Here is an 11880-nt window from a genome sequence, read left to right as displayed (position 1 = left end):
TCCGTGCCCCGCGTCCAGGAGGTTCGCCATGCCCGCCGACCGGCCCATCGGCCTCGACGAGTACCCCATCCACCAGGCCCCCCTGTCGATGAAGCACCTCGTCAGCGGTGACCGCAACGCCTACGACCGCTGCATCTTCCACGTCTTCGACCACGCGGGCCGCGCCGTCCTCATCCTCGGCCTCGGGGTCTATCCCAACACCGGGGTCATCGACGCCTACGCCACCCTCCGCATCGGCGACGAACTCCTCGCCGTCCGTGCCTCCGACGCCCTCACCGACGACCGTATGAATCTCGCCGTCGGCCCCCTCTCCATCACCGTCGACGCCCCCCTCCGGCAGCTCACCCTGCGCTGCGCCGCCGACCCGGACGACCCGGACGGGCTCTCGTACGACATCACCTGGACCGCCGAGTTCCCGGCCGTGTGGGAGCCCCACCACATCCAGCGGCGCGGTGACCGGCTCATGCTGGAAGGCCGCCGCTTCGTCCAGGCGGGCAACGTCACCGGCACCATCCGCGCCAAGGGCGAGGAGTTCACCCTCACGCCGGGGGAGTGGACCGGCACCCGCGACCGCAGTTGGGGCGTGCGGCCGATCCCCGGAGAGGACGGAGGCCGGGCCGCCGAGGAGTACCACCCCGAGGGCTTCCACTGGCTCTGGATCCCCGTCCGCTTCGCGGACCGGTTCCTCATGGTCATCGCCCAGGAGGACGCCGACGGCCACCGCACCCTGAGCGAGGCCGTCCAGGCCTTCCCCGAAGGCAGCGGCCGCCACGACGTCCAGCTCGGCTGGCCCCACACCGAGATCCGCTACCGGCCCGGCACCCGGCACCCCGAGAGCGCCGTCGTCCACCTCACCGACCCGGCCCGCAAGCCCCTCGAACTGGGCGTGGAGATCCTCAACTCCTCCCCGCTCGCCGTCGGCGCCGGATACCCGCCCGCCGCCGACTGGCAGCACGGCACCTGGCAGGGGCGCGGCTGGACCGACCGCCGCGTCTACGACCTCTCCGACCCCGCCGCCCACCCCATGGCGGCCTTCGGGGTCACCGACCACTCGGCCCGCTTCACCCTCGACGGGCAGACCGGCCACGGCATCTTCGAACACGGCAGCTTCGGCCGGCACGACCCGAGCGGCTTCACCGACTACTCCTCCGTGGCCCCGTAGGCAGCAGCCCCGTAGGCCGCAGCCCCGTAGGCCCAGCCGCCCGGTCCCAGCAGGCAGTTCCCGTAGGAAAGGGGTCCCCATGGCCACAGCGCCACGTCCGCGCACCTCCACCCGCGAGCCCGAAGAGCTCGGCCGGCGCCTCGCCGCCTGGCTGGACGCCAGGCTCGCCGGCGCCAAGGTCACCAACGTGTCCGTCCCCGGGTCCAACGGCATGTCCAGCGAGACCCTGCTCTTCGACATAGAGCACCCCGACGCCCCGATCCGCGCCTGCGCGCTGCGCCTCGCCGCCGACCCGGCCGCCTACACCGTCTTCCCGACGTACGACATGCCGCGCCAGCACCGCGTGATGAGCCTGGTCGCCCGGCACACTGACGTGCCCGTCCCCCGCGTGCAGTGGCTGGAGGAGGACCCAGAGCCGCTCGGGGCGCCGTTCTTCGTGATGGCCCGCGCCGACGGCCGGGTGCCGCCCGACGTCATGCCCTACACCTACGAGGGCAACTGGCTGCACGCCGCAACCGACACCGAGCGCGCCGGACTCCAGGAGGCGAGCATCTCCCTGCTGGCCCGCCTGCACGACCAGTTTCCCGCCAAGGAGGCCGAGTTCCTGCTCCCGGAGGGAGAGGGAAGCCCCCTGCGGAGGCACGTGAACGCCCAACGCGCCTACTACGAGTGGGTGGTTGCCGGGCTCGCCCCGTCGCCGCTCATCGAGCGGGCCTTCGCGCGCCTGGAGGAGCTGTGGCCCGCGGAGGAGGGGCAGTCCGTCCTCAACTGGGGCGACGCCCGCATCGGCAACGTCATCTACGACGGCTTCACGCCGGTGGCCGTCCTGGACTGGGAGATGGCGGCGTTCGCCCCGCGCGAGGTGGACCTCGGCTGGACGGTCTACCTCCACCGGTTCTTCCAGGACCTCACCGTGGGCTTCGGCCAGCCGGGCCTGCCGGACTTCCTGCGCCGTGAGGACCTGGAGCGCCGCTACGCCGAACTCACCGGCCACACCCCGCGGGACATGGAGTTCCACACCCTCTACGCGGCGCTGCGGCACGGGATCGTGATGCTGCGCATCGCCTACCGGCAGGCGCACTTCGGCGAGGTGGAGATCCCGGCGGACCCGGACAGCCTGATCCTGCACCATGCCAGCCTGGCCGCCATGGTGCAGGGAACGTACTGGTAACCGCGTCAAGGAGCCCGGAGGGCCCCGTCAGGCCGCCTGGACGTGCTGCTGCTGCCGCGCCTGCGGCAGCACGGGGCTCACCATCCGCACCGGACGCGAGCCCGGACCGCCGACGTGCGAGAAGGGCTGCGTCCGCCAGTCCAGCCCCTGGGGCAGGCCCAGGTGGACCACGGGCTCCAGCTCCTGCGCCCCGACCGGCTGGATCACCCCGACGGTCGGCAGCGCGTCGGTGGCGGGCCGTCCGGTGCCCGCGCAGACCGTGAGCCCGAAGGGGTTCCACGGGGTCAGGCAGAGCGCGTGCTGCGGCAGGAACTCCTCGTCGGCGACGAGTGCGATCGACTGGCCGCAGTCCGGGCAGACCGCGTGGTGGATCTCGAAGCCCTCGCCGTCGTCGAGGTATTCGAGGTCGCCACCCTCCTCGGAATCGAGAAGTTCCAGGGGCTCCGGTTCAGTGCGACCGGCGCGCTTGGTGTTCAGCATGGATGTACTCCCCCTTGGGTGGGCCGGGCGGGCAGGTTCTTCGGCCTCGGCCACACCAAGCACTTCCCGTCGAGCGGCACGAGTAACCACAACAGCCCTCCGTACGCCTGCATACCCTTGTGGCCTTGGTCACATGCCCCCTGCAGGTGCCGCCAGTGGGTGGACAGCACTGGGCCTGGAGCGCCCTTGGGCCTTAGGTTGTGCGGCTATGAGCGCAATGGAGGAGCTGGACCGCCAGATCGTGGATCTGCTCGTGCGGGACGGGCGGATGAGCTACACGGATCTGGGCAAGGCCACGGGACTGTCCACGTCGGCAGTCCATCAGCGAGTACGCCGGCTGGAACAGCGCGGTGTGATCCGCGGCTATGCGGCCGTGGTCGACCCCGAGGCCGTCGGCCTTCCGCTTACGGCCTTCATCTCGGTCAAGCCGTTCGACCCGAGCGCCCCGGACGACATCGCCGACCGGCTGGCCGGCGTCCCCGAGATCGAGGCCTGCCACAGCGTCGCCGGCGACGAGAACTACATCCTCAAGGTCCGCGTGGCCACCCCGCTGGAACTGGAGGACCTCCTCGGCCGGCTCCGCGCCCTCGCCCACGTCTCGACGCGCACGACGGTCGTCCTGTCCACCCCGTACGAGGCCCGCCCGCCGCGAATCTAGTGCTCTGACCGGAAAGGTTCACCGCCTCACGGCGTCCGGCACGGCACCTCGCCGCGTTGTCGGACCGCGCGAGTACGCCGAGTACGAGCTGCGGCCCTCCGCCTTGCGATGCACCGCACCGGACGCCGCGAGCCGGCAAACCTTTCCGGCCAGAGCACTAGCCCACCCCTCGGGGCCCACCCGGCCCGGCCGGGCACATCCGGCCTCGCCGGCGTGCGAGGCGCGGGGTCCGGGGCGGAGCCCCGCTCTTTGAGCCGCACCCGTGCTCGCACCCGCACCCGCGTCCGGGCCCGCCCGTCCGAGGGGCGAGACTGTTCCCCATGACTGACCGCACCGCCAACTCCGCCGACGCCGCCGGAGGCACCCGCACCGTGCTCCTCCGCGGCGGCGAGGTCCACAGCCCCGCCGACCCCTTCGCCACCGCGATGGTGGTCGAGCGCGGCCACATCGCCTGGGTCGGCTCCGAGGGCGCGGCCGACGCCTTCGCGCAGGGCGTGGACGAGGTCGTCGACCTCGAAGGGGCGCTCGTCACGCCCGCCTTCACCGACGCCCACGTCCACACCACCTCCGCCGGCCTCGCCCTCACCGGGCTGGACCTGACCGGAGCCCGGTCCCTCTCCGCCGCGCTGGACCTCGTACGGGCCTACGCCGCGAGCCGGCCGGCCGACCGGGTGCTCCTCGGGCACGGCTGGGACGCCGCCCGCTGGCCCGAGCGCCGCGCCCCGCGCCGCGCCGAGCTGGACGAGGCCGCCGGCGGGCGTCCGCTCTACCTGAGCCGCATCGACGTGCACTCGGCCGTGGTCACCACCGCCCTCCTCGACCTCGTCCCCGGGGTGCGGCCGACCGGCGACGAGCCGCTGACCCGCGACGACCACCACGCCGTACGGCGGGCCGCCCTCGGCGCCGTCACCCCCGCCCAGCGCGCCGAGGCCCAGCGGGCCGCCCTCGACCGGGCCGCCTCCCTCGGCATCGGTTCCGTACACGAGTGCGGCGGGCCCGACATCTCCTCCGCCGAGGACTTCACGGCCCTGCTGGACCTGGCCGCCGAGCGGCCCGGCCCGCGCGTCTTCGGCTACTGGGCCGACCGGGACCTCGACCAGGCCCGGGCCCTGGGGGCCGTGGGGGCCGCCGGTGACCTCTTCGTCGACGGCGCCCTCGGTTCGCACACCGCCTGCCTGCACGCCCCGTACGCGGACGCCGCGCACACCGGCACCGGCTACCTCGACGCCCGAGCCGTCGCCGAGCACGTGGCCGCCTGTACCGAGGCGGGCCTCCAGGCCGGCTTCCACGCCATCGGGGACGCGGCACTCACCGCCGTCGTGGAGGGGGTCCGGGCGGCCGCCGAGAAGGTCGGCCTGGCGCGGGTCCGTGCGGCCCGGCACCGGGTCGAGCACGCCGAGATGATGACCCCGGCCACCATCGCCGCCTTCGCGGAGCTGGGCCTCACCGCCTCCGTGCAGCCCGCCTTCGACGCGGCCTGGGGCGGCGAGGACGGCATGTACGCCGACCGGCTCGGCGCCGAGCGCGCCCGCACCCTCAACCCGTACGCGGCCATGCTCAAGGCCGGTGTCCCGCTGGCCTTCGGCTCGGACGCGCCCGTCACCCCGCTCGACCCGTGGGGCACCGTCCGCGCCGCCGCCTTCCACCGGACTCCCGAGCACCGCATCTCCGTACGGGCCGCCTTCACGGCCCACACCCGGGGCGGCTGGCGGGCGCTGGGCCGCGACGACGCGGGCGTCCTGGTCCCGGGCGCACCGGCCGACTACGCGGTCTGGCAGACGGCCGAACTGGTCGTCCAGGCCCCCGACGACAGGGTCGCCCGCTGGTCCACGGACCCCCGCTCCGGCACCCCCGGGCTGCCCGACCTGACCCCCGGCGGCGAGCTGCCGGTGTGCCTCGCGACGGTCGTCGGCGGGCGGGAGGTATTCGTACGCCCACAGGGGTGATCCGGCGGGCCTCGGTTCGGTGCGGGCGGCCGGACCCGGATAGGTTCGGCCGGGTCCACCACAGGACGTCCGTGCCGGACGGATCCGTCTGCTCAGCGCGCCCGCGCCTCGGGGGCGAGGGAAGGTTTCGCCGGTGGGGGCACCCCCAGCCGTGGTTGGGGGAGGTGGCCCCGGGTCGGGGCCCGGCGGTCCAGTAGACAACGGTCGTGACGGCCCGCAGCCAGCGGGAGTCCGATCGGCCCGAAGGACCGCGGGCCCCGGCCACTGTTCTAGAGTCGTTCCCTGCGACCAGACGTACAGGATGTGCAAAAGCACAAAAGGGGACTCAGTGAGCGACGGCGGACAGCGGACCTACGGACCGCTCGGAACGGCCCTGGTGATCATTCCGACCTACAACGAGGCGGAGAACATCGGGCTGATCGTCGGCCGGGTGCGCGCGGCGGTGCCCGAGGCCCACGTCCTGGTCGCCGACGACAACAGCCCCGACGGCACCGGCAAGCTCGCCGACGAGCTGGCGGCCGGCGACGACCACGTCCACGTCCTGCACCGCAAGGGCAAGGAGGGGCTCGGCGCCGCCTACCTGGCGGGCTTCGTGTGGGCCCTGGACGCCGGCTACGGGGTGATCGTCGAGATGGACGCCGACGGCTCCCACCAGCCGGAGGAGCTGCCCCGGCTGCTCACCGCGCTGGCCGGCGCCGACCTGGTGCTGGGCTCCCGCTGGGTGCCGGGCGGCCGGGTGGTCAACTGGCCCAAGAGCCGCGAGATCCTCTCGCGCGGCGGGTCGACCTACTCCCGGCTGATGCTGGACGTCCCGATCCGCGACGTGACCGGCGGCTACCGGGCCTTCCGCCGCGAGACCCTGGAGGGCCTGGGCCTGGACGAGGTGGCCTCCGCGGGCTACTGCTTCCAGGTCGACCTGGCCCGCAGGGCGGTGCAGAAGGGTTTCCGCGTGGTGGAGGTGCCCATCACCTTCGTCGAGCGGGAGTTCGGCGACAGCAAGATGAGCAAGGACATCGTGGTGGAGGCCCTGTGGCGGGTCACCCAGTGGGGCCTCAAGGCCCAGGCCGCCAAGCTGCTGCCCGGCAAGGGCGACCACAAGGCCTGATCGCACGGCCCGGCGGCCCCCTAGGGGTTGCCCGGTACCTCCGGCTGAGGCCGCTCTTACGCCGCTCCAGGCACACTGGGGATATGACGACCGGCGTTCCGACCTCGACGGCCCCCCGGCGGCGCTCGCCCGCCCGCACGTTCCTTCCCCTTGCGGTAGCCGCCTGGCTGATCCTGGAGATCTGGCTGCTCAGCCTGGTGGCCGACGTGGCCGGCGGGCTGACCGTGGCCGCCCTGCTCGCGGGCGGGCTGGTCCTGGGCGCGGTGGTCATCAAGCGGGCCGGGCGCCGTGCCTTCAAGAACCTGACGGACACCTTCCAGCAGGCCCAGCAGGGCGTTCCGCCCACCCCGCAGCAGCCCGGCCAGGGCAACGGCCTCACCATGCTGGCGGGCCTGCTCCTGATGATGCCGGGGCTGATCTCCGACGTGGCCGGCCTGCTCTGCCTGATCCCGCCGGTCCGTGCCTGGATCGGGCGCCGGACGGCCCGCTCGCTGGAGCGCAGGATGGCCTCGGCTCCCGCCGGCAGCTTCGGCGACGCCTTCCAGCAGGCCCGTATCCACTACCCCGACGGCAAGATCGTCCAGGGCGAGGTCATCCGCGAGGACCGGCCGCAGGAGCCGCAGGGCCCGGACACGGCCTACCGCCCGCCGCTGGCACCGTAGGACAGCGCGAAGCACACATTCCGCCGAGGACGCGCGACGCACGACGCACGCCGAGGGGCCCCGCCACACAGTGTGGCGGGGCCCCTCGGCGTATCTGCGTCCGGCTGTCAGGCGGACTTGCGGCTGTCCCGCGGATGCACGGCAATGTTCATGGCGCCGGAACGGAGGACCGCCAGCCTCTCGGCCAGCACTTCCTCCAGCTCCTCGCGAGTGCGTCGCTCCATGAGCATGTCCCAGTGCGTTCGCGCGGGCTTGCCCTTCTTCTCTTCGGGCCCGTCCCCGTCCACCAGGAGTGCCATGGCGCCGCACGCCTTGCACTCCCACTCCGGCGGAATTTCTGCCTCAACCGAGAACGGCATCTCAAATCGATGTCCGTTCTGGCATGCGTACTCCACCGCCTGGCGCGGGGCCAGATCGATGCCGCGGTCCGTCTCGTAGCTGGTAACCACGAGGCGCGTACCGCGGAGAGCTCGCTCACTCATGAATCGTGCCTCCCGGGCTTGTCGCCCACAGGACAGGTGTCGCTGTCGTCGTCATCCGGTCAACGTCCGGTCGGCGGTATAGATTCCCGCTCCGGGTCATGCGTCGCCCGTCGTGCCGCCCCTTGTTGTACCCACCAATGCCCGTTTTGTCACATCTGGCAGCAGATGTCACCCAACGTCTACACTTCTTATGCGCGCAGTAACGGTCCGCCTGGCAGGCCAAAGGCGTACACTACCGGCCCTTTGCTTCAACGTCTAAATTCGTTCGGAATTCGTTCGCGGATCCGGGCAGGGGCGCGCTCGCGGATCCGCTCTCCGCTCTCAGATCCGCTCGGGTACAGGATTGCCCGCCGCCTCCACCGCGCGCCGCACCGGCACTCGCGCCAGCAGCACGAAACCCAGTGCGAAGAAGACCACCAGCGAGATGATCGCGTCCCGGTAGCTGCCCGTGAGCTGGTACGTCAGGCCGAAGACCAGCGGGCCCACCCAGCTCAGCCCGCGGTCGCTCATCTCGTACGCCGAGAAGTACTCGGCCTCCTTGCCCGCCGGCACCAGGTGCGAGAACAGCGAGCGGGACAGCGCCTGGCTGCCGCCCAGCACCAGCCCGATCATCGCGGCGAGTGCGAAGAACCACACCGGAGTGCGGGCGGGCAGGAAGTATCCGGCCGCCAGCGTCAGCCCCCAGGCGGCCAGCGAGCCCAGGATCGTCCGCTTGGCGCCGTAGGTCCGGGCGAGCCGGCCCATCCCCAGGGCTCCCGCCACCGCCAGGACCTGCACCAGCAGCACGGCCCCGATCAGGGTGGACTGCTCCAGCTCCAGCTCCTCCGACCCGTAGACGGAGGCCTGGGAGATCACCGTCTGCACGCCGTCGTTGTAGATCAGGTACGCCAGCAGGAACGAGAGGGTCAGCGGGTAGCGCCGCATGTCCTTCAGCGTGGCGACGAGCTGCTTCCAGCCACTGACGGCCGGACCCGTCCCCGGCTCCCGGACCACCGCCCGGTCCCGCAGCCGGCGCAGCGGGATCAGCGCGAACGCCCCCCACCACAGGCCCGCCGAGGCCAGGCAGATCCGTACGGCCGCGCCCTCGGAGAGGCCGAAGGAGTCGTGGCCCATGTAGAGCACCAGGTTCACCACGAGCATCAGGGATCCCGCGGTGTAGCCGAAGGCCCAGCCCCGCGAGGACACCGTGTCCCGCTCGTCCGGCGTGGAGATCTGCGGCAGATAGGCGTTGTAGAGCACCATCGAGACGGACAGCGCGGCATTCGCCACGACCAGCAGCAGCCCGCCCAGCAGGTAGCGCTCACCGCCCAGGAAGAACATCCCGGTCGTCGCCGCCGCGCCCGTGTACGCGGCCGCCGCGAGCATCGGCTTCTTGCGCCCCGTCCGGTCGGCGACGGCCCCCACGAGCGGCATGAGCAGTACGGCGAGGATCACCGAGGCCGAGACCGAGTACGCGAAGAAGGACCCGGCACGCACGGGGATGCCCAGCGGGTGCACGAAGCCCTCGGAGTCCGCGGCGGCCTTGGCCACGGAGGTCAGGTAGGGGCCGAGGAACACGGTCAGCACGCTCGCCGAGTACACCGAGACGGCGAAGTCGTAGAAGTACCAGCCCCGCTGCTCGCGCTTGCGTGCGGCGGCGGCTCTGCCGTCCTCCGCCCCCGGTTCCGCTTCGTCCGTCGTCTGCGCACTCATCGGTGCCCCCTCGCTTGTCCCCGTACCGCACGGGCCGCCGCATCCGCGCGGAGGCCCGTGCGGGCATGTCAGGCCCAGGCTCCGCGACGGTCCAGCACCGTGCGCAAGATGTCGATCCGGTCGGTCATGATGCCATCGACACCGAGGTCGAGGAGAGCCTCCATGCGTTCCGGTTCGTTCACGGTCCACACGTGCACCTGGAGGCCCCGCTCGTGGGCGGTCCGCACGAAGCGCCGGTCCACCACGCGGATGCCCGCCTGGGTCTCCGGGACCTGGGCCGCGACCGCCCCCACGCGCAGCGCGGCGGGGATCGCGTACGAGCGCAGCCGCAGGCCGAGCACCCCGCGCACCCCGTACGAGGTCGCCAGCCGGGGACCGGCGATCTTCTGGGCCCGGGCCACCCGGCTCTCGGAGAAGGAGCCCACGCAGACCCGGTCCCAGACCCCGGCCCGGGCGATCAGGTTGACCAGCGGATGGAGCGCCGACTCGGCCTTCAGGTCGATGTTCCAGCGGGCGTCCGGGAACTCCTCCAGCAGCTCCTCGAAGAGCGCGAGCGGCTCGGTGCCGCCCACCCGGGCCTCGCGGACCCGCTTCCAGGGCAGCTCGGCGATCCGGCCCTGCGCGTCGGTGACCCGGTCCAGGGTGGAGTCGTGGAAGGCGATGAGCTTCCCGTCGGCCGTGGCGTGCACATCGGTCTCGAAGTACCGGTAGCCGGCCTCGGCGGCCCGGCGGAATGCGGCGGCGGTGTTCTCCAGCCCGTCCGCGGCACCTCCCCGGTGGGCGAAGGGGATCGGAGCCGGGTGGTCCAGATATGGATGGCGAAGGCGTACGTGCGTCACGGCGGCAGTATCCCCCGCGCCGCCGAAAGGCGGTGGTCCACCAGGTGAACGGCGGACAGGGCCTGGTGTGAGTGGACTGGTCCATGGCACCCTATGTCCCCGAAGACCAATCCAATCAAGGTCTCATCGAGGCCAATTCGATGAAGGTGGACCGGACGCATGGCCGAATGGACCTCAGCGGTCGGTGCCGCACAGCTGGCCCGCCTCATCACCTCCCAGCAGGACCGCGCCGCCGGCCCCGGCTCCCGCAAGCTGCCCGCGTACCGCACCCTCGCCGACGGGATCCGCCTCCTCGTCCTCGAAGGCCGCGTCCCCGTCGCCGCCCGGCTCCCCGCCGAGCGGGAGCTGGCCGGCGCCCTCTCCCTCAGCCGCACCACCGTCGCCGCCGCCTACGAGGCGCTGCGCGGCGAGGGGTTCCTGGAGTCCCGCCGGGGCGCGGGCAGCTGGACCGCCGTACCCGCCGGGAACCCGCTCCCCGCCCGCGGCCTGGAACCGCTGCCCCCGGAATCGCTGGGCTCCATGATCGACCTCGGCTGCGCCGCCCTGCCCGCCCCCGAGCCGTGGCTCACCAAGGCGGTCCAGGGCGCCCTGGAGGAACTGCCCCCGTACGCCCACACCCACGGGGACTACCCGGCCGGGCTGCCCGCGCTGCGCCGGATGCTCGCCGACCGCTACACCGAGCAGGGCATCCCCACGATGCCCGAGCAGATCATGGTCACCACCGGCGCGATGGGCGCCATGGACGCCATCTGCAGCCTCTTCGCGGGGCGCGGGGAGCGGATCGCCGTCGAATCCCCGTCCTACGCCAACATCCTCCAGCTCATGCGTGCCGCTGGCGTGCGCCTCGTACCCGTGGCCATGGCCGACGGGCTGGCGGGCTGGGACATGGACGTCTGGCGCCAGGTCCTGCGGGACTCCGCCCCGCGCCTCGCCTACGTCGTGGCCGACTTCCACAACCCCACCGGAGCCCTGGCCTCCGAGGAGCAGCGCCGCGCGATGGTCGAGGCCGCCCGCTCCGCGGGCACCGTCCTCGTCGCCGACGAGACCATGCTGGAACTCAAGCTGGACCCGGACCTCGCGATGCCCCGCCCGGTCTGCTCCTTCGACCCGGCCGGAAGCACGGTGATCACCGTCGGCTCCGCCAGCAAGGCCTTCTGGGCGGGCATGCGGATCGGCTGGGTCCGCGCGGCCCCCGACGTCATCCGCAGCCTGGTCGCCGCCCGCGCCTACGCCGACCTGGGCACCCCCGTGCTGGAACAGCTCGCGGTGAACTGGCTGATGCGGACCGGCGGCTGGCAGGAGGCCGTCGGAATCCGCCGCGACCAGGCCCGCGACAACCGCGATGCACTGGTAAAGGCCGTACGCCGACAGCTGCCGGACTGGGACTTCCAGGTCCCGCAGGGCGGCCTCACCCTGTGGGCCCGCGCGGGCGGCCTCTCCGGCTCCCGCCTCGCGGAAGTAGGGGAACGGGTCGGAGTCCGTGTCCCCTCGGGCCCCCGCTTCGGCGTGGACGGCGCCTTCGAGGGCTACGTCCGCCTCCCCTTCACGGTGGGCGGCCCGGTGGCCGAAGAGGCCGCCGCCCGCCTGGCCTCGGCGGCCTCCCTGATCGCCACGGGCGCGGCCGGCCCCACGACAGAACCCCCACGCACCTTCGTGGCGTAACCCAGGGGCCGGGGCCGGGGT

General features: G+C 72.7%; 11 protein-coding genes. 7 read left to right on the top strand and 4 right to left on the bottom strand.

What is annotated here, in order from left to right; genetic code table 11:
* Positions 1–28: 28 nt before the first annotated feature.
* Positions 29–1162: a hypothetical protein gene (locus tag ACGFYU_RS19370; protein WP_393828509.1), complete on the top strand. Its 1134-nt coding sequence runs from the start codon at positions 29–31 to the stop codon at positions 1160–1162.
* Between the two features lie 79 nt (positions 1163–1241).
* Positions 1242–2333, top strand: coding sequence for a phosphotransferase family protein (locus ACGFYU_RS19365; RefSeq protein WP_393828508.1), 1092 nt, complete (start codon positions 1242–1244; stop codon positions 2331–2333).
* A 27-nt stretch (positions 2334–2360) separates the two neighbouring features.
* On the opposite strand, the gene ACGFYU_RS19360 is transcribed toward ACGFYU_RS19365, so the two are convergent.
* On the bottom strand, positions 2361–2813 hold the full coding sequence (locus ACGFYU_RS19360; RefSeq protein WP_393828507.1) for a hypothetical protein: 453 nt from the start codon (positions 2811–2813) through the stop codon (positions 2361–2363).
* Between the two features lie 217 nt (positions 2814–3030).
* On the opposite strand from ACGFYU_RS19360, the gene ACGFYU_RS19355 reads away from it, so the two are divergent.
* From ACGFYU_RS19355 to fxsA, 4 genes are all read left to right on the top strand, one after another.
* Positions 3031–3471 carry an Lrp/AsnC family transcriptional regulator gene (locus ACGFYU_RS19355; RefSeq protein ID WP_179178588.1) on the top strand — a complete coding sequence of 147 codons (441 nt, stop codon included), beginning with the start codon at positions 3031–3033 and terminating at the stop codon, positions 3469–3471.
* A gap of 320 nt (positions 3472–3791) precedes the next feature.
* Entirely contained in the window at positions 3792–5417 is a 1626-nt protein-coding gene (locus tag ACGFYU_RS19350) for an amidohydrolase (RefSeq protein WP_393828506.1), read from the top strand.
* 301 nt (positions 5418–5718) lie between these two features.
* Complete coding sequence (locus ACGFYU_RS19345; protein WP_393828505.1) at positions 5719–6522, top strand: polyprenol monophosphomannose synthase; 804 nt, start codon at positions 5719–5721, stop codon at positions 6520–6522.
* An 83-nt stretch (positions 6523–6605) separates the two neighbouring features.
* Positions 6606–7184 (top strand): FxsA family membrane protein, encoded by a 579-nt coding sequence (gene fxsA, locus ACGFYU_RS19340; RefSeq protein WP_393828504.1) that lies wholly within the window; start codon positions 6606–6608, stop codon positions 7182–7184.
* Between the two features lie 107 nt (positions 7185–7291).
* Here fxsA and ACGFYU_RS19335 read toward each other — a convergent pair whose 3' ends face one another.
* The 3 genes from ACGFYU_RS19335 to ACGFYU_RS19325 form a co-directional block, all read right to left on the bottom strand.
* Positions 7292–7666, bottom strand: coding sequence for an RNA polymerase-binding protein RbpA (locus tag ACGFYU_RS19335; RefSeq protein ID WP_007262928.1), 375 nt, complete (start codon positions 7664–7666; stop codon positions 7292–7294).
* A 321-nt stretch (positions 7667–7987) separates the two neighbouring features.
* Positions 7988–9358, bottom strand: coding sequence for an MFS transporter (locus tag ACGFYU_RS19330; protein WP_393828503.1), 1371 nt, complete (start codon positions 9356–9358; stop codon positions 7988–7990).
* A 68-nt stretch (positions 9359–9426) separates the two neighbouring features.
* A complete protein-coding gene (locus ACGFYU_RS19325; RefSeq protein ID WP_393828502.1) occupies positions 9427–10197 on the bottom strand; it encodes a glycerophosphodiester phosphodiesterase family protein in 771 nt (256 codons plus the stop codon).
* 159 nt (positions 10198–10356) lie between these two features.
* On the opposite strand from ACGFYU_RS19325, the gene ACGFYU_RS19320 reads away from it, so the two are divergent.
* Entirely contained in the window at positions 10357–11859 is a 1503-nt protein-coding gene (locus tag ACGFYU_RS19320) for a PLP-dependent aminotransferase family protein (RefSeq protein WP_393828501.1), read from the top strand.
* The last annotated feature ends 21 nt before the right edge of the window (positions 11860–11880 follow it).

Origin of the sequence: Streptomyces sp. NPDC048337, from assembly GCF_043201175.1 — a bacterium.
GTDB lineage: Bacteria > Actinomycetota > Actinomycetes > Streptomycetales > Streptomycetaceae > Streptomyces.
This window is presented reverse-complemented; position numbering and strand designations above follow the sequence as displayed.

Excerpts from the sequence above, each read along its gene's own strand:
- ACGFYU_RS19370 (WP_393828509.1), top strand. The coding sequence starts at position 29 with ATGCCCGCCGACCGGCCCATCGGCCTCGACGAGTACCCCATCCACCAG.
- ACGFYU_RS19365 (WP_393828508.1), top strand. The coding sequence starts at position 1,242 with ATGGCCACAGCGCCACGTCCGCGCACCTCCACCCGCGAGCCCGAAGAG.
- ACGFYU_RS19360 (WP_393828507.1), bottom strand. The coding sequence starts at position 2,813 with ATGCTGAACACCAAGCGCGCCGGTCGCACTGAACCGGAGCCCCTGGAA.
- ACGFYU_RS19355 (WP_179178588.1), top strand. The coding sequence starts at position 3,031 with ATGGAGGAGCTGGACCGCCAGATCGTGGATCTGCTCGTGCGGGACGGG.
- ACGFYU_RS19350 (WP_393828506.1), top strand. The coding sequence starts at position 3,792 with ATGACTGACCGCACCGCCAACTCCGCCGACGCCGCCGGAGGCACCCGC.
- ACGFYU_RS19345 (WP_393828505.1), top strand. The coding sequence starts at position 5,719 with ATGTGCAAAAGCACAAAAGGGGACTCAGTGAGCGACGGCGGACAGCGG.
- fxsA (WP_393828504.1), top strand. The coding sequence starts at position 6,606 with ATGACGACCGGCGTTCCGACCTCGACGGCCCCCCGGCGGCGCTCGCCC.
- ACGFYU_RS19335 (WP_007262928.1), bottom strand. The coding sequence starts at position 7,666 with ATGAGTGAGCGAGCTCTCCGCGGTACGCGCCTCGTGGTTACCAGCTAC.
- ACGFYU_RS19330 (WP_393828503.1), bottom strand. The coding sequence starts at position 9,358 with ATGAGTGCGCAGACGACGGACGAAGCGGAACCGGGGGCGGAGGACGGC.
- ACGFYU_RS19320 (WP_393828501.1), top strand. The coding sequence starts at position 10,357 with ATGGCCGAATGGACCTCAGCGGTCGGTGCCGCACAGCTGGCCCGCCTC.